At 69.2% G+C, this 20,299-nt stretch carries 14 protein-coding genes; 11 read left to right on the top strand and 3 right to left on the bottom strand.

All coding sequences use genetic code 11. The annotated features are described in order from the left end of the window. Positions 1-70 precede the first annotated feature (70 nt). The 4 genes from lgt (at position 71) to moaA (ending at position 4,341) form a co-directional block, all read left to right on the top strand. The gene (lgt, locus tag VFR64_00615; protein HET9488244.1) at positions 71-862 is read left to right on the top strand and encodes a prolipoprotein diacylglyceryl transferase; all 792 of its coding nucleotides are present in this window, start codon (positions 71-73) and stop codon (positions 860-862) included. Between the two features lie 62 nt (positions 863-924). Further along, positions 925-2,628: a radical SAM protein gene (locus VFR64_00610; protein ID HET9488243.1), complete on the top strand. Its 1,704-nt coding sequence runs from the start codon at positions 925-927 to the stop codon at positions 2,626-2,628. A gap of 10 nt (positions 2,629-2,638) precedes the next feature. Further along, positions 2,639-3,325: a chlorite dismutase family protein gene (locus VFR64_00605; protein HET9488242.1), complete on the top strand. Its 687-nt coding sequence runs from the start codon at positions 2,639-2,641 to the stop codon at positions 3,323-3,325. Further along, positions 3,313-4,341, top strand: a complete 1,029-nt coding sequence (gene moaA, locus VFR64_00600) for a GTP 3',8-cyclase MoaA (GenBank protein ID HET9488241.1) — start codon at positions 3,313-3,315, stop codon at positions 4,339-4,341. Before VFR64_00605 ends, moaA begins: the two co-directional genes overlap by 13 nt. A gap of 224 nt (positions 4,342-4,565) precedes the next feature. Here the strand turns inward: moaA and VFR64_00595 are convergent, their stop codons facing one another. The 3 genes from VFR64_00595 to gltB form a co-directional block, all read right to left on the bottom strand. After that, the gene (locus VFR64_00595) at positions 4,566-5,504 is read right to left on the bottom strand and encodes a FecR domain-containing protein (GenBank protein HET9488240.1); all 939 of its coding nucleotides are present in this window, start codon (positions 5,502-5,504) and stop codon (positions 4,566-4,568) included. A gap of 88 nt (positions 5,505-5,592) precedes the next feature. Further along, on the bottom strand, positions 5,593-7,041 hold the full coding sequence (locus VFR64_00590; protein ID HET9488239.1) for a glutamate synthase subunit beta: 1,449 nt from the start codon (positions 7,039-7,041) through the stop codon (positions 5,593-5,595). Beyond that, positions 7,034-11,599 carry a glutamate synthase large subunit gene (gene gltB, locus VFR64_00585; protein HET9488238.1) on the bottom strand — a complete coding sequence of 1,522 codons (4,566 nt, stop codon included), beginning with the start codon at positions 11,597-11,599 and terminating at the stop codon, positions 7,034-7,036. Before gltB ends, VFR64_00590 begins: the two co-directional genes overlap by 8 nt. Before the next feature lie 133 nt (positions 11,600-11,732). Between gltB and VFR64_00580 the strand changes: the two genes are divergently transcribed. From VFR64_00580 to VFR64_00550, 7 genes are all read left to right on the top strand, one after another. Next, positions 11,733-12,656 (top strand): LysR family transcriptional regulator, encoded by a 924-nt coding sequence (locus tag VFR64_00580; GenBank protein HET9488237.1) that lies wholly within the window; start codon positions 11,733-11,735, stop codon positions 12,654-12,656. A 186-nt stretch (positions 12,657-12,842) separates the two neighbouring features. After that, a complete protein-coding gene (locus tag VFR64_00575; GenBank protein HET9488236.1) occupies positions 12,843-14,714 on the top strand; it encodes a 2-oxoacid:acceptor oxidoreductase subunit alpha in 1,872 nt (623 codons plus the stop codon). Beyond that, positions 14,711-15,730 carry a 2-oxoacid:ferredoxin oxidoreductase subunit beta gene (locus VFR64_00570; protein HET9488235.1) on the top strand — a complete coding sequence of 340 codons (1,020 nt, stop codon included), beginning with the start codon at positions 14,711-14,713 and terminating at the stop codon, positions 15,728-15,730. The genes VFR64_00575 and VFR64_00570 overlap by 4 nt, the downstream gene beginning before the upstream one ends. Positions 15,731-15,916: 186 nt before the next feature. Beyond that, positions 15,917-17,362 (top strand): FAD-linked oxidase C-terminal domain-containing protein, encoded by a 1,446-nt coding sequence (locus VFR64_00565; protein HET9488234.1) that lies wholly within the window; start codon positions 15,917-15,919, stop codon positions 17,360-17,362. 1 nt (position 17,363) lies between these two features. After that, on the top strand, positions 17,364-18,683 hold the full coding sequence (locus tag VFR64_00560) for an FAD-binding oxidoreductase (GenBank protein ID HET9488233.1): 1,320 nt from the start codon (positions 17,364-17,366) through the stop codon (positions 18,681-18,683). A gap of 41 nt (positions 18,684-18,724) precedes the next feature. Continuing rightward, positions 18,725-19,954 carry a (Fe-S)-binding protein gene (locus VFR64_00555; GenBank protein ID HET9488232.1) on the top strand — a complete coding sequence of 410 codons (1,230 nt, stop codon included), beginning with the start codon at positions 18,725-18,727 and terminating at the stop codon, positions 19,952-19,954. Beyond that, on the top strand, positions 19,951-20,274 hold the full coding sequence (locus tag VFR64_00550; GenBank protein ID HET9488231.1) for a cupin domain-containing protein: 324 nt from the start codon (positions 19,951-19,953) through the stop codon (positions 20,272-20,274). The genes VFR64_00555 and VFR64_00550 overlap by 4 nt, the downstream gene beginning before the upstream one ends. Positions 20,275-20,299 lie beyond the last annotated feature (25 nt).

The following is a 20,299-nucleotide window of genomic DNA, read 5'->3' as shown; positions in this document are numbered from 1 at the left end:
GAGCGTGGCCCGGCGCCAGCCGGAGAGCTTCATTGGACGAATTCCACCTGGCGGGCTATCTTACCTCTGAATGTTTGCGTCGCCCGGCGCCATCGCCATTCAGATCGGCCCCTTCGCCATCCGCTGGTACGGCATCCTCATGGCCATCGCCATCATCCTGGGGCTCTGGCTGGCGCACCGGCAAGCCCGGCACGAAGGCCTGCCCGCCGATGATCTCATCAGCGCGGCCCAGTGGGCGATTCTCGCTGGCCTGGTGGGGGCCCGCCTCTACGAGGTGGTGTTCAACTGGGACTACTATGGTCAGCATCCCGCCAAGATCCCGGCGGTCTGGGAGGGCGGTCTGGCGATCCACGGCGGCCTCATCGTCGGACCGCTGGTAGGCATATGGCTGGCGCACCGGTGGCGTCTTCCGGTCCTGCGGAGCCTCGATGTCGCGGCCCCCGGCCTGGCCCTGGGACAGGCCATCGGTCGCTGGGGGAACTTCTTCAACGAAGAGGCGTTCGGGCGGCCGACGGACCTGCCCTGGAAGCTCTATATCTCGCCGCCTCACCGTCCCCCCGGGTACGGGCAGTACGAGTACTTTCACCCGACCTTCCTCTACGAGTCGCTCTGGGACTTCGCGGTGTTCCTGGTGCTCATCGCCTGGCTGCGACCGCGGATGCGCGCGCACCCCGGCGCCCTCTTCTTTCTCTACATCGGTCTCTACTCGATCGGGCGCTTCGCGATCGAGGCGTTGCGGCTGGATAGCTTTTGGCTGGGCACCATCCGTGTGCCCCAGCTCGCCAGCGCGATCGGCGTCCTGGTGGCCCTGATCGGGCTGGCCTGGAGCCGTCGGCGGGTCAGTCCGGCCGCGGCCAACTGAACGCCCCGCCGGCGACCCGGTCGCGCTCAGGGGCTCGGGCACGGTGTGGTAGAGTGACCTTCATGTCCTGGTCGCTGAAGCAAAAAGCGCTTGCCCTCCTTGCCCAGGAGGAGGGTGCGGTCCGCAAGGACTGGGGCGGCAAGATCGCGGTGGCTCTCGTCTACCCGAATACGTACGCCGTGGGAATGTCGAATCTCGGTCTGCAGACCATCTACTGGCACTTCAACCAGCTCCCCGACGTCGTCTGCGAGCGGGTGTTCATGCCCGATCCCGCCGACCTCGACGAGCTACGGCGCACGCAAGGCCGGCCGTTCTCGCTCGAGTCCCAGCGACCGCTCGCCGATTTCCACCTGATCGGGTTCTCGATCACCTACGAAGGCGATTACATCAACGCGCTGCGGCTCCTGGCCCTGTCCGGCATCCCGCTGCGGGCGGCCGAGCGCCGGCCTCACGATCCGCTGGTCATGATGGGCGGGGTGTGTGCCTTCTCCAACCCCGAGCCGATCGCGCCGTTCATGGATTTCATCGTCGTCGGCGAGGGCGAGGAGCTGGTCGGCGAGTTGATCGCCGCTTACCGGGAAGGGGATCCCGGTCGGGAGGCCTTCCTCGATCGGGTGGTGAGTGTGCCCGGCGTGTACGTGCCCGAGCGCTACGCCATCACCTATCACCCCCAGGGCGCCGTCGCCGAGGTGCGGCCGGCCGCCGGCGCTCCCACGACCGTGGTCAAGCGACGCTTGCGCGAGGTCGACCGCTTCGAGACCCTCTCGCTGGTGAAGACGCCGTTGGCCGAATACGGCCACATGGCGCTTCTCGAGGTGGGCAAGGGATGCGGGCGCGGCTGCCGCTTCTGCCTGGAGGGCCAGATCTATCGGCCGGTGCGTCACCGCTCGGTCCAGGCCCTGGCCGAGAGCGTGGGGCGGCTCGCGGCCGATCCCGCCAACCGCCGCATCGGACTGGTGGGGGCCTGCGTCTCCGACTACCCCTGGATCGGTGAGCTCCTGAAGGTGGTGGAGGCCAACGAGCTGGAGCTGTCGATCTCCTCGCTGCGCGCCGACAGCCTGACCCCCGAGCTGGTCGCCGCGCTGGCCCGAGGCGGCCACCGCACGGTCACCGTCGCCCCGGAGGCGGGTACCGAGCGGCTGCGGCGTGTGATCCGCAAGGCCATCAGTGATGCTCAGCTCTTCGCCGCCTGCGAGGTCATCCGTGGCCACGGCATCCCCAACCTCAAGACGTACTTCATGATCGGCCTGCCGAGCGAGACCGCGCAGGACGTGGAGGCCATCGCCGGCCTGGCCGAGCGCATGCTCGATCGGCTGCGGGTGCTGGACTCGACCGGCCGGCCGTTCGGTCGGCTGACGCTATCGATCTCCTCGTTCGTGCCCAAGCCGTGGACGCCGTTCCAGTGGGCGCCCTTCGACGGGGTGGAATCGCTCCAGCAGAAGCTCGAGGCCATCAAGCGCGGCGTCCGCCGCTTGCCGAACGTCCGCGTGCTGCACGAGAATCCGCGAGAGGCCGCGCTGCAGGCGCTGCTGGCCCGGGGCGATCGTCGCGTGGCCGATCTCCTGGAGCGGGCGGCCCGGCTCGACGGCGACTGGCGCAGAGCCCTGCGCGAGTGGGACGGCGATGCCGGCTTCTACACCACGCGCGAGCGCAGCTGCGACGAGCGCTTGCCCTGGGACCATTTCGAGGTCGGCGTCAAGAGGGCGGGACTGATCCGCGAGTGGGAACGGGCCCGGGCGGACGCGGCCGCGATTCCCGTCGCCTAGGAGGAGGGCAGTGGAACAGACGCCACCTGGCTACTGCATGCTCTATTCGTTCTTCCAGGCGCAGCCGTCGTGGTGGGCCCTGCCCAAAGCGGAAAAGAGCTGGGCCATCGCCGAGTACCTGGCCCGGGTGGACGACTACAAGACGCGTGTCACCATCCGCGCCTATTCGACGATCGGGCTCCGGCGCGACACCGACTTCTTGCTCTGGCTCATCTCCCGCGAGCTGGAGCCGATCCGTGAGCTCACCCAGGGATTGCGGGCGACGACGCTGGCACCGCATCTGCGGAACACGTATACCTACCTGGCGGTCACACGAGAGTCGCAGTACGTCAAGGCCCACCCCGACGACGAAACGCCGGTTACCATGCAGCCCGGGCAGTCGAAATACCTGTTCGTCTACCCCTTCGTGAAGACCCGCGAGTGGTATCTGCTGCCCATGGAGGAGCGGCGCCGCATGATGGCCGAGCACATCCGGGCCGGGCACCGATTCCCGGCCATCCGCATCAACACCGCCTACTCGTTCGGCCTGGACGATCAGGACTTCGTCGTGGCCTTCGAGGGTGACAACCCCAAGGAGTTCGTCACCCTGCTCATGCAGCTGCGGGAGACCGAGGCCAGCCGGTATACCGTGAGGGACACGCCACAACATACCTGCGCGCGGCAGCCTCTCGAGGAGATCCTCCAATCGCTGGGCTGATCGGCGACACGTGGGGCCGGCCGCTCCGGAATCTCCGGTTATCGGTCACCGACCGCTGCAACCTGCGCTGCCAGTACTGCATGCCCGAGGAGGACTACGTCTGGCTGCCCCGGGAGCGCCTCCTCAACTTCGAGGAGATCAGCCGGCTGGTCGACGTGTTCGTGGGGCTGGGGGTGGACAAGGTCCGCCTGACAGGCGGCGAGCCGCTGCTGCGTCGCGATCTGCCCGCACTGATCCGTTTGCTGGCGGAGAAGCCGCTACGGGATCTGGCCATCACGACGAACGGCGTGCTGCTGGCCGGCCAGGTGGAGGCACTGCGGGCGGCGGGCCTCCACCGGGTGACCGTGAGCCTCGACACGCTTCGTCCCGACCGCTTCGGCCTCCTGACCCGCCGGGACACGCTTTCTCAGGTCCTGGAAGGCATCGCGGCGGTGGCCCGCGCCGGCTTCACGGGGACGAAGCTCGACACGGTGGTCATGCGTGGCGTCAACGACGACGAGCTCCAGGACCTGATCGAATTCGCCAGGGGCGTTCCCGCCGAGGTGCGCTTCATCGAGTACATGGACGTCGGGGGGGCGACTCGCTGGGCCATGGACAAAGTGGTGTCTCGTGCCGAGATGCTGGAAGGCCTGGGCCGTCGGTACGGGCGCATCGAACCCGTCCGGGAGCCGGACAGCACGGCCCCGGCCGAGCGCTTCCGCCTGCCCGACGGCACGGTCTTTGGGATCATCGCCTCGACGACAGCGCCCTTCTGCAGCTCCTGCGACCGCAGCCGGCTCACTGCCGACGGGATGTGGTACCTGTGCCTCTACGCCCTGCAGGGCACCGATCTTCGCGGCCCGCTGCGTCGAGGCGCGACCTCCGAGGAGTTGGCGTCGCTGATCCGCGAGCCCTGGCGGGCCCGGACCGATCGGGGCGCGGAGGAGCGGCTGGCCGCGCGGGAGCGGGGGCCGCTCGTCCAGCTCGGCCGGCTCAAGGAGGATCCCCACCTGGAGATGCACACCCGCGGCGGGTAGCGGTGTCGGCCACGCCGGGGCGCGGCCCGAGCACGCGGCTCACGGCCGCGGGATCACTTGAGCAGCGCGCCGGTGGCCCCTCCCAGCAGGGCGCCGGTCGTTCCCAGCAGGCTCGGTAGCGGCTGCTGCGCGGGCGGCGAGACCGCCGGCGTGGAGCCGGAGGGCGTGATCAGCGATCCTGCCCTGTCCGTCAGCGACGCCCGGCAATGTCCCCGTCAGGCCTGTCAAGCCCCCGTCACACCGGGCACCAGCCCGGTCACCGCGGCCAGCGTGTCCGTCGTCCGGTCGACCAGGGTTCCCGTCGTTCTCCCCGACGTCACCCGCCCCAGAAGCGTCTGAGACCCGCCGTCCGTGTGGAGGAAGTTCAGATCGGTAGCGCTCAGCGACAACTTTTGCCGCTCGCCCGGCCAGGCACCGACCGGAGGCAAGAGGGCGGTGAGCTCCTGGCCGACGTGTGCGGCGTGGAGGCGAGCGACCTCCTGGCTCGTCTCGGGCATCGGTCGGATCGGTACGGCGAAGCCCTGCGACAGTCGCTTGGCCTGTTCAGCCGAGATCGAGGTCACTTCCACGAGGCGAGCGCCGATCAGTCTCACGCTCTGCAGCGCGCGCAGGCGCAGGGGCGGCGCCGTCGAGTGGGCGGCCAGAGGGTCGACCTGGATCACCTCGACGAGACCTCGCAGGATCGTGAAGACCGTCGCATCGTCGCGGCCGTCGGTCGCGTTGCCCGGTGTGAACTCGGCGACCACGACCGTTCCCCGGATGCCGATGATGGCATTGCGAGTCTTGATGTCGATCGACTCGCCCGGCCGCATGGCGCCCTTGGAGACGGCCAGGAGCAGGCGCCCGTTCTGCAGATCGAGCGTGGCGGCCCCCGGCACCGCCGTGATGGTCAAGATGGAGTGCTCGCGCGCCGTCACCACCGCTCTGCCGCCGAGGAGGATGCGGGCCAGCGATCGCGCCCCGGTGGCGACGCGATCGTGGAAGTACACGTCGTCCCTGAATCGCAGGGGAGCCGTCTGCCGGTCCGCGGCGCGCGCGATCGTGGCCGTTCCGTGTACGGCGGTGACGACGCCAGCCGGGGCCGGCTGGGCCAGGACCGGGGGCGCCCCCAACGCGCTGGTGAGCACAGCCAGCGACAGGACCACACGAGGAAACGCTCGCATGTTGCAACCTCGAAAAACAGCGCGTTGCGGCGGCGGTGGTCAGCTTCTCCCGGGTCGTTCTCGGCGGTGGCGATGTTTTGCCGGTCGGTCAGGGCAAGGGAGCCGGCAGCTCGGACGCGCCCATCAGATAGCGGTCGACGCCCCGAGCGCACGAGCGTCCTTCGGCGATGGCCCACACGATCAACGACTGGCCACGCTGCATGTCCCCGCACGTGAACACGCCCGGCTCGCTGGTCATCCAGTTCTCATTGCGCCAGGCGTTGCCGCGCTCGGTCAGGCGGAGTCCCAGCTCTTCGATAGGGCCGGGGCGCTCCGGTCCGAGGAAGCCCATGGCCAGGAGCACGAGATCGACCTCCAGGGTGAGCTCGCTCCCCGGGATGGGCCGGAACTCCAGGCGCCCGCCGTCGCGGACCATCTCCACCTTGACCGCTTCCAGCGCTCGCACGCGGCCCTGAGTGTCGCCCCGGAAGCTCCGGGTCGACACCGAATACACGCGCTCGCCGCCTTCCTCGTGGGCGGAGGAAACGCGGAAGACGTTGGGCCACTGCGGCCAGGGATTGTCGAGGGCGCGGGTGTCGGGAGGCCGCGGCAGCAGCTCGAACTGGTGGACCGACCGGGCGCCCTGGCGGTGAGCGGTGCCCAGACAGTCGGCCCCGGTGTCGCCGCCGCCGATGATCACCACGCGCTTGTCCTTGGCGGTGATGAACATTTCGTCGGCAATCGCATCGCCCTCGCAGCGCCGATTCTGCAGCGTGAGGTATTCCATCGCGAAGTGGATTCCTGCCAAGTCACGCCCGGGCACGGCCAGGTCGCGGGGCCAGCCCGCTCCACAAGCCAGGACCACGGCGTCGAATTGCTCGAGCAGGGAGCGCGTCGGCACGGTGCTCCCCACGTCCGCGTTCGGCCGGAAGGCCACGCCGGCCTTTTCCATGAGCTGCAGGCGCCGATCGATGAATCGCTTCTCCATCTTGAACTCGGGGATTCCGTAGCGCAGCAGCCCGCCGATCCGGTCGGAGCGCTCGAATACGGTCACCCAGTGCCCGGCCCGGTTCAGCTGGGCGGCGGCGGCCAGCCCGGCCGGCCCCGAGCCCACGACGGCCACCCGCTTGCCCGTCCTGAGTGCCGGAGAGTCCGGCCCGACCCAGCCTTCGGTGAAGGCCCGCTCGATGACCGAGACCTCCACCGCCTTGATCGTCACCGGATCGTCGTTGATCCCCAGCACGCAGGCGCCCTCGCAGGGGGCGGGACAGAGCCGGCCCGTCCACTCGGGGAAGTTGTTCGTGGCGTGCAGGCGCTGGATCGCGTCGTGCCAGTGCTCCTTGTAGACGAGATCGTTCCAGTCGGGGATCAGGTTGCCCAGCGGGCAGCCCTGATGGCAGAAGGGAATGCCGCAATCCATGCAGCGGGCCGCCTGCTTCTTGAGCTCGTCTTCCGGGTAGGGGAGATAGACCTCGTTCCAGTCCCGCGTCCGCTCCGCCACCGGGCGGGTCGGCCACTTCTTGTGCTTGATTTCCAGGAACCCGGTGGCCTTACCCACCGGCGCCCACCAGCTCGGTGAAGGTGGGCTCCCGGCCCTCGGCGCGGGCCCGGCTCTCGGCCAGGAGCACGCGCTTGAAGTCCTTGGGCGTGACCTTCACGAACTTCGCTTGCAGTTCGACCCACCGGTCCAGGATCCCCGCGGCATAGGGGGAGCCGGTGTGGCTCACGTGTCGCACGATCAGGTCGCGCACCAGGTTGATGTCCTCGGCCTGGTTCAACCGGTCCAGCTCGACCATGCCGGGATTGCAGCGGCGGGCGAAATCGCCGTCGACGTCCAGGACGTAGGCCAGCCCTCCCGACATGCCGGCGGCGAAGTTCCGGCCGGTACGGCCGAGGATGACCACCCGCCCGCCCGTCATGTACTCGCACCCGTGGTCGCCGACGCCTTCCACGACCGCGTGCACCCCCGAGTTGCGGACGGCGAACCGCTCGCCGGCCACCCCCCGGACATAGGCCTCGCCCCCGGTGGCGCCGTAGAGGGCCACGTTGCCGACGAGGATGTTCTCTTCCGGGACGAAGGTCGATGCGCGCGGGGGATACACCACCAGCTTGCCGCCGGACAGGCCCTTGCCCCAGTAGTCGTTGGCGTCGCCCTCCAGCACCATCGTGATCCCGCGCGGCACGAAGGCCCCGAAGCTCTGGCCGGCCGAGCCCGTGAAGTGCAGGCGAACGGTGTTGTCGCCGAGCCCCTCGCCGCCCCACCGACGGGTGACCTCGTAGCCCAGCATGGTCCCTACCGTGCGGTGCACGTTGCGGATGGGGAGCGAGAGCGCGACGGGCTTGCCGTGCTCGATGGCGTCCCGGCAGGCGGGGATGAGCGTCGTGGCGTCCAGCGATTTCTCCAGGCCGTGATCCTGTTCGCGGACCTTGCGCCGGGGGACGTCGGCTCCCATCGGCGGCTGGTAGAAGATGGCCGACAGATCGAGCCCACGGGCCTTCCAGTGATCGACGGCCGGCGCGATGTCGAGGCGGTCGACCCGGCCGATCATCTCGTCCATCGTCCGGAAGCCGAGCCGGGCCATGTACTCGCGCACTTCCTGGGCCAGGAAGCGGAAGAAGTTGACGACGTGCTCGGGGCGGCCGGCGAAGCGCTTGCGGAGCTCCGGGTTCTGGGTGGCGATGCCGACCGGGCACGTATTGAGATGGCAGACCCGCATCATGATGCAGCCGAGCACGACCAGGGGAGCGGTCGAGAAACCGTATTCCTCGGCTCCCAGCAGGGCGGCGATGACGACGTCGCGCCCGGTCTTGAGCTGACCGTCCACCTGCACCGTGATCCGATCGCGCAGCTTGTTCATGACGAGGACCTGCTGGGTCTCGGCCAGACCGAGCTCCCAGGGGATTCCGCCGTGCTTGATGGAGGTGAGGGGCGAGGCCCCGGTCCCGCCGTCGTGACCGGAGATGAGGACCACGTCCGAGAACGCCTTGGCCACGCCGGCGGCCACCGTGCCCACGCCCACCTCGGCCACGAGCTTGACGTGCACACGGGCCTGCGGGTTGGCGTTCTTCAAGTCGTGGATGAGCTGCTTGATGTCTTCGATGGAGTAGATGTCGTGGTGCGGGGGCGGCGAGATCAGCCCCACCCCGGGCGTGGCGAAGCGCACCTTGGCGATCCACGGGTACACCTTGGGACCGGGCAGCTGCCCGCCCTCGCCGGGCTTGGCGCCTTGAGCCATCTTGATCTGCAGGTCGTCGGCATTGACGAGATATTCACTGGTGACGCCGAAGCGGCCGGAGGCGACCTGCTTGACCGCGCTGCGGCGCCAGTCGCCGTTGGGGTCGCGCCGGTACCGGGCCGGGTCCTCTCCACCCTCGCCGGTGTTGGACTTGCCGCCGATGCGGTTCATGGCGATAGCCAGGGCCTCGTGCGCCTCCTGGCTGATGGATCCGTAGGACATGGCCCCGGTGGCGAACCGCTTGAAGATCGCCTCCACCGACTCCACCTCTTCCAACGGGATAGGGGCGTCGGAGAACTTGAACTGCATGAGTCCGCGCAGGGTGGCCCGACGACGGCTCTGATCATCGACGAGCTTCGCGTACTCCTTGAACTGCCCGTAGCGACCGGTCCGGGTGGAATCCTGGAGGCGGGCGATCATGTCGGGGTTGACCATGTGGTGCTCGCCGTCGCGCCGCCACTGGTACTCGCCGCCCCAGTCGAGCTCGGCCGGCCCGACCGGCCGCTCGGGGAAGGCCTGCCCGTGCCGCCGGCAAACCTCCTCGTGGATCACGTCGATGCCGATCCCCGCGACGCGGGAGGCGGTGCCCGTGAAGTAGCGGTCCACCAGTGTCTTGTCCAGCCCGATGGCCTCGAAGATCTGCGCGCCGCAATAGCTCTGCAGGGTGGAGATCCCCATCTTGGCCATGACCTTGAGGATTCCCTTGTTGAGGGCTTTGATGTAGTTCTTCACCGCCTTGGCGTGGTCCACGCCAGTCAGCAGGCCCTCGCGGATCATGTCGTCCAGGGTCTCGAAGGCCACCCAGGGGTTCACGGCGCCGGCGCCATACCCGATGAGCAGGCACATGTGGTGCACCTCGCGGGCGTCGCCGGTCTCGATCACCAGCCCGCACCGGGTTCGCTCCCCTCGGCGCACGAGGTGGTGATGAACCGCAGCAGTGGCCAGCAGGCTGGGAATCGCGGTCCGATCGCGGCTCACGCCGCGATCGGACAGGATGATGATGTTGGCCCCCTCGGCGATGGCCTGGCTGGCCCGAGTCTGAAGCTCCGCCAGCGCCCGCTCGAGCCCCACCGGGCCTTCGACCGGGGCGTAGAGCGTGGGCAGGGTGACGGCCCTGAAGCCAGCCACGGCCACGTGCTCCAGCTTGGCCAGGTCCTCGTTGGAGAGCACGGGGTCGGGCAAGGCGATCTGGCGGCACGATTGGGGCTCGGGACAGAGCAGGTTGCGCTCGGGCCCGATCGTCGATTCCATCGAGGTCACCAGCTCCTCGCGGATCTGGTCCAGCGGCGGGTTGGTGACCTGGGCGAAGAGCTGCTTGAAGTAGTCGTAGAGGAGCCGGGGTCGGTCGGAGAGCACGGCCAGCGCGGTGTCCGTGCCCATCGACCCGATCGGCTCCTCGCCTTGTCGGGCCATCGGCGTGAGCAGGATGCGCACGTCCTCGTGGGTGTAACCGAAGGCGATCTGGCGCGTCAGCACCGTCTCGTGATCGGCAGCGCGGACAGGCGCCGCCGGCAACTGCTCCAGCGACACGAGATTGTCGCGCAGCCATTCGGCATACGGATGCTCGCCGGCCAGCTGGGCTTTGATCTCCTCGTCGTCGACGATCCGTCCCTGGGCGGTATCGACCAGGAAGATCCGGCCCGGGTGGAGCCGCTCCTTGACCTTGACGTTCTCCGGCGGGATGTCCAGCACCCCGACCTCGGAGGCCATGACGACGAGGTCATCCTTGGTCACGTAGTAGCGCGAGGGACGCAGCCCGTTGCGGTCGAGCACTGCGCCGATGACGGTGCCGTCGGTGAACGCGATGGAGGCCGGCCCGTCCCACGGCTCCATGAGGGAGGCGTGGTAGGCGTAGAACGCTCGGCGCTCGGGGCTCATGGACTCGTGGTTCTGCCACGGCTCGGGGATCATCATGAGGATGGCGTGAGGCAGCGACCGCCCGCTCATCACGAGGAACTCGAGGACGTTGTCGAAGGTGGCGGAGTCGGACAGCCCTTCCCGCGTCACCGGAAAGACCTCCGGGAGATCGTCCCCCAGGAGGCCCGACCGGCAGAGGGCCTCGCGGGCCCGCATCCAGTTGATGTTGCCCCGCAGCGTGTTGATCTCGCCGTTGTGGGCGATGTAGCGATACGGATGGGCCAGGGGCCAGGAAGGGAAGGTGTTGGTACTGAACCGCTGGTGTACCAGGGCCAAGGCCGACTCCACGTGGGGATCCGTGAGGTCGGGGAACATCGTCTCGATCTGATCGGCCGAGAGCATGCCCTTGTAGATGATGGTGTTCGAGGACAGGCTCGGGATGTACGTGAGCTTCTTTTCGGGAAACTCCATGCCGGCCAGGGCGTGCTCGATCCGCTTGCGGATGACGTAGAGCTTGCGCTCGAAGTGGCGGTGGTCGGTCACGTCGGGGCCACGCCCGATGAACATCTGCTTGATGTGCGGCTCGCAGGCGATCGCGCTGGCGCCCAGCGGGCTGTCGTCGGTAGGCACGTCGCGCCAGCCCAGGCACCGCTGGCCCTCCTCCTCCACCAGCGCCTGGATCAGGGCCTGGACCTTCTCGCGTTGAATGAGGTCGCGAGGCAGGAACACCAGTCCGGCACCGTAGTGCGTGGCGGGCGGCAGCGCGATGCCGAGCCGTGTGCACTCCTGCCGGAAGAACCGGTCGGGCATCTGCATGAGGATCCCGGCGCCGTCACCGGTGTTGGGCTCGCAGCCGCAGGCCCCGCGGTGCAGGAGGTTCTTCAGCACGGTGAGGGCCTTGACCACGATGTCGTGCGACTTCCGCCCCTTCACGTGGACCACGAACCCGACGCCGCAGGCATCGTGCTCGTGCTGCGGGTCATAGAGCCCCTGGGCGGGCGGTGGTCCTACCGGGTGATTCATACGCTATCCCTTCGGCTCGGGGTTTTGAACCGATCGTGAAAAGTTGCACGATAGTACCCGAGTTCAGAACATTAGTCATCCCGCAAAAATCAGATCGTGGGTATTAGTTCTACTGATGGTATGATGTCCGGGCATGCAGCTGGAGACCCTGCGTCTGTACTGTGACATCGTTCGCCTGCACAGCTTCTCGCGCGGCGCCGAACAGAACTTCGTCTCCCAGTCCGCGGCCAGCCAGGCCGTCCAGCAGCTCGAGCGCGACCTGGGGGTCGCCCTCATCGATCGCACGAAGCGGCCGTTCGTGGTGACCGCCGAGGGCCAGGCGCTCTTCACCGCCTGCCGGAGCCTGCTCGACACCTGGGACAAGACCCGGTCGGCGATCGCTGCGGTGAAGGCCCGCGTGGACGGCACCGTGCGGGTTGCCGCGATTTATTCGGTGGGCCTGCACGACATGAGTCACCACCTGCAGCGCTTCATGTCGCTCTACCCGAACGCCCGGGTGCAGCTCGAGTGCCTGCACCCCCACAAAGTGGTGGAAGCCGTTCTCGCCGACGAGGCCGACGTCGGCATCATGTCCTATCCGCCAACGGACCGGGCCCTGTCCGTCATTCCGCTCCGCTCCGAGCCGATGACCTTCGTATGCCATCCCAATCACCGCCTGGCCCGGCGCCGGATGGTCATGCCGGCGGATCTGTCGGCCGAGCGTTTCGTGGCCTTCGACCGGGGGCTCACGATCCGCCGGGCCATCGATCGCGCGCTCCGCCAGCACAACGTCCGCCCCAACATCGTGATGGAGTTCGACAACATCGAGACCATCAAGCAGGCCATCATGATCGCTGCCGGAGTCAGCCTGCTGCCCCGCCACACGGTGGAGAAAGAGGCCGGGATCCGGACGCTGGCCATCGTGCCGTTCGGCATCCCCGATCTGGTGAGGCCGGTCGGGATCATCCACCGCCGGCAGAAGCCGCTGGCCCCGGTGGTCGGCCGGTTCATCCAGCTGCTCAGCGAGCAGAAGGGTGCCGAGACGCCCGCCGGGGCCGCAACGGCGCGGCCGGGCTAACCGCCTGGCAATCCTTGCCCTTCCGGTGTTGCTCCGATACCATTAGCGTGGTTTGCGCGGTGAGCAGCCGCGGCCACGGGATTCGGTGTATCCCCAGGCGAGGCGTAATGGGAGGGTGGTGCGCGTGGGGGCCGCCAAGCGTCGCCGACAACGTGTGAGTCGTCGCGGCAGAGAGGACGAGGTTCGATGAGCGACACGATCGCTCCTGTCAAGGGCGCCGAGAAGCGGCTGCGGGAGCTGGAACGGGCTGTGGTGCGGTTCGCCGGGGATTCCGGGGACGGCATGCAGCTCACCGGTGAACAGTTCACGACCGAGTCGGCGTGGGCCGGCAACGACATCGCCACGCTCCCCAACTTTCCGGCCGAGATCCGCGCCCCCGCCGGAACGTTGTTCGGCGTATCGAGCTTCCAACTCCAGTTCGGCAGCCAGCGGGTGTATACGCCCGGCGATCGCCTGGATTGCCTGGTGGCCATGAATCCGGCGGCCCTCAAGGTGCACCTGCGCGACCTCAAGCCGGGGGGCCTGCTGATCGTCAACACCAGCGCCTTCGACAAGCGCAATCTCGACAAAGCGGGGTACCCGGCGAATCCGCTGGAGGATCCGGCGCTGGCCGAGCGCTACCGTCTGCACCGCGTCGACATGACCGGGCTGACTCACGAAGCGATCAAGGATCTGCCGCTCAACACCAAGGAAAAGGACCGCACCAAGAACTTCTTCGCGCTGGGCCTGGTCTCGTGGATCTACACGCGGCCGCTGGAGCCCACGCTCGAGTGGATCACCAAGAGGTTCGCCAAGAATCCGGCGTTCCTGGAGGCCAACAGCCGCGTGCTCAAGGCCGGGCATGCCTTCGGGGAAACGGCCGAGATCTTCGCCGAGCACTACACGGTGGAGGCGGCCGACCTGCCGGCTGGTCTCTACCGGGCCATGACCGGCAACCGGGCGCTGGCCTGGGGGCTGCTCGCCGCCGCCCAGCGCTCCAGGCTGCCTGTCGTCTACGGCGCCTACCCGATCACGCCGGCCAGCAGCGTCCTGGAAGAGCTGGCGATGCACAAGCGGTTTCGGATCCGCACCATCCAGGCGGAGGACGAGATCGCCGCGGTGACAGCCGCCATCGGCGCCGCCTTCGGCGGGGCCATCGGCGTCACCGGGTCCAGCGGGCCGGGCATCGCGCTCAAGAGCGAGGGGATCGGGCTGGCCGTCACGGCCGAGCTGCCGCTGGTGATCTTCAACATCCAGCGCGCCGGTCCCTCCACCGGCATGCCGACCAAGACCGAACAAGCCGACCTGATGCAGGCCCTGTACGGGCGCAACAGCGAATCGCCCGTGGTGGTGCTCGCTCCCGCCACCCCGGGGGACTGCTTCTATATCGCCTACGAAGCCGTGCGGATCGCCGCGAAGTACATGGTCCCGGTCATCGTCCTCAGCGACGGGTTCCTGGCCAACGGCTCGGAGCCCTGGCTCATCCCGGATGTCAGCACGCTGCCGACGATCGACGTGCAGTTCCGCACCGAGAAGGACGGGTTCTTCCCCTACCTGCGGGATGCGGCCACGCTGGCGCGCCCCTGGGTCCGGCCCGGGACGCCCGGGTTGGAGCACCGGATCGGCGGCATCGAGAAGCAGGATGTCACCGGCAACATCTCGTACGATCCGGACAACCACGACCACATGGTGCGCACGCGAGCCGAGAAGGTCCGGCGGGTGGCCCAGGAGATCGTGCCGACGTCGATCAACGGGCCGGCCACCGGGGACCTGCTGGTCGTGGGCTGGGGCGGCACCTACGGCTCGATCACCGCCGCGGTCGAGCAGGCTCAGAGCGAGGGGTGCTCGGTCGCCGCCGTTCACCTGCGCTATCTCAATCCGCTGCCGCCCGACCTCGGCCACATCCTGCGCGAGTACCGCAAGGTGCTGGTGCCGGAGATCAACAGCGGTCAGCTGGTGCGGGTGTTGCGGGCCGAATATCTGGTCGACGCGGTCGGCTTCAACCGGGTGCGCGGCCTGCCGCTGGCCTCCGACGAGATCTACGCGGCCATCAAGCAGCTGCTGGGAGACCCCGCGTGAGCGCCGGGGCGGCCGCCGAAGCCCCTCGTTACACCAAGAAGGACTTCGAATCCGACCAGGACGTCCGCTGGTGTCCCGGGTGTGGGGACTACGCGATCCTGAGCGCCATCCAGAAGACGATGCCCGACCTGGGTATCCCGCGGGAGAACATCGTCTTCATCTCCGGCATCGGGTGCTCCAGCCGGTTTCCGTACTACATGAACACGTACGGCTTCCACACCATCCACGGACGGGCTCCGGCCATCGCCACCGGGCTCCGCCTGGCCCGCCCGGATCTGAAGGTCTTCGTGGTGACCGGCGACGGCGACGGGTTGTCGATCGGCGGCAACCATATGCTGCACGTCCTGCGGCGGAACGTGAACCTCACCGTGCTGCTGTTCAACAACCGCATCTACGGGCTCACCAAGGGCCAGTACTCGCCCACCAGCGAGCTCGGCAAGGTGACGAAATCGACGCCCCTGGGCTCGGCGGACCGTCCCGTGAACCCGCTGGCCTTCGCGTTGGGCTGCGGGACCTCGTTCGTGGCGCGGACCGTCGATCGCGACGTGCGTCACATGGAGGAGATGCTCAAGCGGGCCGCCCATCACCAGGGCGCCGCGTTCCTGGAGATCCTCCAGAACTGCAACGTCTACAACGACCTGGCCTGGAACGCGCTCTACGAGAAAGAGTCCAGGCTGGCGCACGAGCTGCGGCTCGAGCACGGCAAGCCTCTGCTGTTCGGTCCACCCGACCGGCGGCAAGCCGTCGTCATGGACGGCGTCACGCCGCGCGTGGTGCCCGCCGGGCAGGTAGGCGAGCGGGCGCTCTGGATCCACGACGAGACGAACGTCAACGCCGCCAAGCTCCTGGCCGATCTCTGGGTCCCCGACTTCCCCATCCCGGTGGGTGTGCTGGCGGCCATCGAACAGCCCTGCTACGAGGAGATCCTGCTCGAGCAGGAGCGCCGGGCGATCGCCGAGCGGGGTGAGGGTGACATCGCCCAGCTGCTGACGTCGGGCGATACCTGGCGGATTTAGCTCGGAGGGGGGCGAAGCCCCCCTTCCGACGGTCGTCGCACGCCTCACGGCGTGCTCCTCCCTGCCTCCCCCCTGGGAAGGATTGCGCCGGCGAAGCCGGCGCTCGAGCAGAGCTGGTCCGGTGGCCCCGGTGTTCGGGCCGGCCCTCCTGACTGTTGTGCGCGATAATCCGGCGTGAGGCGTCCCATGGCGCTGAGTGACCAGTTCGTCGATGAGCTGCGAGGGATTCTCGGGCCCGAGGGGCTCGTGATGTCCCCGGAAGGACGGCTGGTCTACGAGTGCGACATGCACACGTACTACAAGGGCATCCCCGACGTCGTGGCCCTGCCCAGCCGCACCGAGCAGGTGGTGGAGCTGGTGCGCCGCTGCCACCAGCACGGCGTCCCGGTGATCCCGCGCGGCGCGGGTACCGGGCTCATCGGCGGCGCGATGGCGGCGCGGGGTGGCGTGATGATCGGCCTCAACCGGATGGACGCCATCCTCGAGATCGATCTGCCCAACCGCTGCGCCACCGTGCAGCCCGGCGTCATCAACCTGTGGCTCACGCGGGCCGTGGCCGAGCGCGGCTATTTCTTCGCCCCTGACCCCTCGAGCCAGATGGTGTCCTCTATCGGCGGTAATGTGGCCACCAACGCCGGGGGCGCGCATTGCCTGAAGTACGGCATCACCACCAATCACGTGCTCGGGCTGGAGATCGTCACGGGCCGAGGAGAGCTGATCCGGCTGGGGGGGAAGGTGGCTGACCGTCCCGGCTACGATCTCACCGGCGTGGTCGTCGGCAGCGAGGGCACCTTCGGACTCGTCACCGAGGTCACCGTGCGCCTGCGCCACGCGCCCGAAGCGGTGAAGACGGTGCTGGCGTCGTTTCCATCCCTGGTGGATGCCTCGCACGCCGTGTCCGACATCATCGCCGCCGGCGTCATTCCCGCGGCGCTGGAGATGCTCGACGCCGTCATCATCCGGGCCATCAACGCCGGCGTGGCCCCCGTGTACCCGACCGAGGCCGCCGCCGTGCTGCTGATCGAGCTCGACGGTCCTCGCGCCGAGGTTGAGCGACAGGGGGAGCGCTGCGCCACCGTGTGCCGCGAGCGCCGGGCGCTCGAAGTTCGGGTGGCGCGGGACGAGGCGGAGCAGGCACTGCTCTGGAAGGGACGCAAGGAAGCGGCCGGCGCCGTGGGCCGCCTCACCGCCAGCTACCTGCTGCAGGACGCGGTCGTCCCTCGTTCGAAGCTCCCCGACATCATGCAGGAGATGCAGACGATCGCGGCGCGGCACGGCGTGCTCATCGCGAACGTCTTCCACGCCGGCGACGGTAATCTCCATCCCCTGATCTGCTACGATGATCGCCAGCCCGATGAGCTGCGGCGGGCGGGGCTGGCCAACGAGGAGCTGCTGCAGGCGTGCATCGCGCTGGGGGGCAGTGTCACCGGCGAGCACGGCGTCGGCGTGGACAAGGCCAAGAACCTGCCGCTGCAGTTCGCCGACGCCGACCTCAATTTCATGTACCGGCTGCGCCGGGTCTTCGATCCGCCCGGCATCATGAATCCCGATAAGCTGCTGCCGTCCCATCCGGCGTGCGGGGAGGGCTTCCGCCCGTCACGTCCGACCCTGCCGGCCGGGACCTGGATCTGAGATGGCCGTCTCCATGCGGTCCGTCGGCGCCGCGCTCGCCGACGTCGTCGGGGCCGCGCGCGTCACCGACCATGCGGCGGCGCTACGCGCCGCCGCCGTCGATGATCGCGTGCCCCGGTGGGTGGTGAGGCCGGCCAGCGCCGAACAGGTCGCCACCGTGCTCGCGTTGGCCGCGGAGGAGCGGCTGGCCGTGATCCCGCGGGGAAGCGGCGCCGCGATGGATCTGGGCGCGCCGCCGGCGCGGCTCGATCTGGTGCTGGACACGAAGGACCTGGTCCGCGTGCTGGACTACCAACCCGACGATCTGACGGTCAGCGTGGAAGTGGGCGTGTCCGCGGGGGCGCTGGCCACAGAGCTGCGTCCCCGGCGTCAACAGCTGCCCGTGGATCCTCCGGGCTGGGAGACGCGGACGCTGGGCGGGCTCGTGGCCACCAACGCCCACGGGCCGCTGCGCGCGCGCTACGGGACACTTCGTGACCTGCTGCTCGGCGTCCGCTTCGTCCAGGCCGACGGTGTGCTGACCTGGGGCGGCGCCCGCGTCGTGAAGTCCGTCAGCGGGTACGACGTGCCCAAGCTGATGGTGGGCGCGCTGGGGACGCTCGGGGTGCTGGTGGAGCTGACCCTGCGGCTGCATCCGGTCCCCGACCGCGAGGGAACCTGGCTGGCGACCCTGCCGTCGGCCGCGGCCGCCCAGTCGTTCATCGGGCTCGTGCTCGATTCCACGCTGGAGCCCACGCGCCTCGAGCTGCTGAACGAGCCGGCCCTGCGGGCGTGCCAGGCGCCGCCCGCGCCCTTCGGCGTCGCCGTGTCGCTGGCCGGCGTGGAAGCCGCGGTCCGCGACGAGGCCGACCGCTTGCAGGCGCTGGCCCGGGGGGCGGGGGGACACCTCGTCGCGCTGGACGACGGCTTCTGGCCGCGTTACGACCGCGCCCTGGCCAGGGCCGAAGGCGAGGTGGTGCTGCAACTCGGGGTGCTGCCGAGCCGGATCGCCGACACGCTCGATGCCATCACGGCGGCCCACGCCGAGGTGAACTCGGGCGCCACGCCTCGGGTGGCCGGCTGCGCGGCCAGTGGTTCGCTACGCCTGCTCCTGCCCGGCGCTGGCGTCGAGGACGCGGCGAGCGTGGTCACGCGTCTGCGTGCGGCGGTGGGCGGGTTCGATGGCAGCGTCGTCGTCCAGGCGGGCCCCCGAGCGCTCCGCGCAACCGTGGATCCCTGGGGCGCTGTGGCGCCTGCCGCCCTCGAGCTGATGCGACGCCTTCGAGACGAGTTCGACCCCGGCCGCGTGCTCAACCCCGGTCGCTTCGTGGGCGGTCTGTGACGTCCCCGGCGGGACCGGCAAGCGTCGCGGCGCCGGACACGGTGGATCTCGACGCCCTGCGCGCCTGCGTCCACTGCGGGATCTGCCTGCCGCAGTGCCCGACGTATCGTGTGCTGGGCGAGGAGATGGACTCCCCGCGCGGGCGCCTCTACTTGATGCGCGCCGTCGCCGAGGGCCGTCTGACGCCGTCGGCGACGTTCGCTCGCCACATGGATCTCTGTCTGGCGTGCCGGGCCTGCGAGACCGCCTGTCCGGCCGGGGTGCCGTTCGGCTCGCTCCTCGAGCAGACGCGGGGGCAGCTGACCCGCCAGGGCCTCACGTCCCGCCCACGACTCCTCGAGCGGCTGCTCTATCTGCTGCTGCCCCATCCGGGTCGCATCGGCGTTGCCCTGGCCGCGGTTCGTGGCTGGCCCGGTCGGGGGCTGCGGCGCCGTTTTCGGAACAGCGGAGTCTGGCGGCTCGTCCCCCGCCTGGCGGCGATGGAGGCGCTGCTGCCCGACGATATCCCGCAGGCGGCGAGCCTGCCGCGATTCACCCCCGCTCGGGGCGCCCGCCGCGGGCGTGTCGGGCTTCTCACCGGCTGCGTGCAGCGCCACCTCTGTCCCGGGGTGGGCCCGGACAGCGTGCGGCTGCTCAGCCTGGCGGGCTGGGACGTCGTGGTGCCGGGCGAGCAGGGTTGCTGCGGCGCGCTCGAGCTGCACGGCGGCCGGCTCGAGGCTTTTCGCCGGCGGGCCCGCACGCTGGCCGCTGCCTTCGGCGACGACCTCGACCATATCGTCACCGACGCTGCCGGCTGCGGATCGGCGATGAAGGAGTACGGCCATTGGATTGTCGAGCTGTCGGGCGTCGCCCAGCGCGTCCGCGACGTCAGTCAGCTGCTCGTCGACGCCGACCTGCCCTTGGGCCGGCTCGACACGACGGCGACGTATCACGACCCCTGTCATCTGGTCCATGGCCAGCGGCTGCGCGGCGAGCCCCGGGCCCTGCTGGCGCGGATCCCTGGCCTCCGGCTCGAGCCCCTGGCCGAGAGCGATCTCTGCTGTGGGAGCGCCGGCATTTACAATCTGCTCGAGCCGGTGCTGGCCGATCGGTTGCTGGACAGAAAGGTCGACCGCATCGCCGCTACCCGAGCCCGGATCGTGGTGACGGGTAACGCGGGATGCCTGCTGCAGATCGCCCGGGGGTGCCGCGCCCGGGGGCTCGACATCGAGGTGCTGCACCCCGTGCAGCTGCTGGCGCGCTCGGTCGCCGCCGGAGACAGGTCACGATGAAGATTCGCGTCAGAGATCACGCCACCGTCAATCCGGACAAGATGGCCCGTATCGCGCTGGCCACGACCGCCCGGGCGCAGCTCGACCTCTACTGTCTCGCCCCCGGCCAGGAGCAGAAGCCCCACACCCATCCGGATCAGGACAAGATCTATTTCGTGCTCGAGGGCCGGGGCCGCGTGGTGCTCGGCGACCGCGAGGAGATCGTCGAGGCCGGTGAGGCGGTGGTGGCGCCGGCCGGCGCCGCCCACGGGCTGGCCAACGCCGGCACCGAGCCGCTCCTGGCCCTCGTCGTCGTCACGCCTCCCCCGCGCCACGCATGAGCGGCCGGGAGGCGCGCGTCGCCGT

The organism is Candidatus Methylomirabilota bacterium (assembly GCA_035709005.1).
Taxonomy (GTDB): Bacteria; Methylomirabilota; Methylomirabilia; order Rokubacteriales; family CSP1-6; genus 40CM-4-69-5.
The sequence above is the reverse complement of the archived record's forward strand: the minus strand, read 5'-3'. Positions and strand labels throughout refer to the sequence as shown.

Bases quoted from the DNA above. Each gene is read 5' to 3' on its own strand.
- lgt (HET9488244.1), top strand. From the start codon at position 71: ATGTTTGCGTCGCCCGGCGCCATCGCCATTCAGATCGGCCCCTTCGCC.
- VFR64_00610 (HET9488243.1), top strand. From the start codon at position 925: ATGTCCTGGTCGCTGAAGCAAAAAGCGCTTGCCCTCCTTGCCCAGGAG.
- VFR64_00595 (HET9488240.1), bottom strand. From the start codon at position 5,504: ATGCGAGCGTTTCCTCGTGTGGTCCTGTCGCTGGCTGTGCTCACCAGC.
- gltB (HET9488238.1), bottom strand. From the start codon at position 11,599: ATGAATCACCCGGTAGGACCACCGCCCGCCCAGGGGCTCTATGACCCG.
- VFR64_00580 (HET9488237.1), top strand. From the start codon at position 11,733: ATGCAGCTGGAGACCCTGCGTCTGTACTGTGACATCGTTCGCCTGCAC.
- VFR64_00575 (HET9488236.1), top strand. From the start codon at position 12,843: ATGAGCGACACGATCGCTCCTGTCAAGGGCGCCGAGAAGCGGCTGCGG.
- VFR64_00565 (HET9488234.1), top strand. From the start codon at position 15,917: ATGGCGCTGAGTGACCAGTTCGTCGATGAGCTGCGAGGGATTCTCGGG.
- VFR64_00560 (HET9488233.1), top strand. From the start codon at position 17,364: ATGGCCGTCTCCATGCGGTCCGTCGGCGCCGCGCTCGCCGACGTCGTC.
- VFR64_00550 (HET9488231.1), top strand. From the start codon at position 19,951: ATGAAGATTCGCGTCAGAGATCACGCCACCGTCAATCCGGACAAGATG.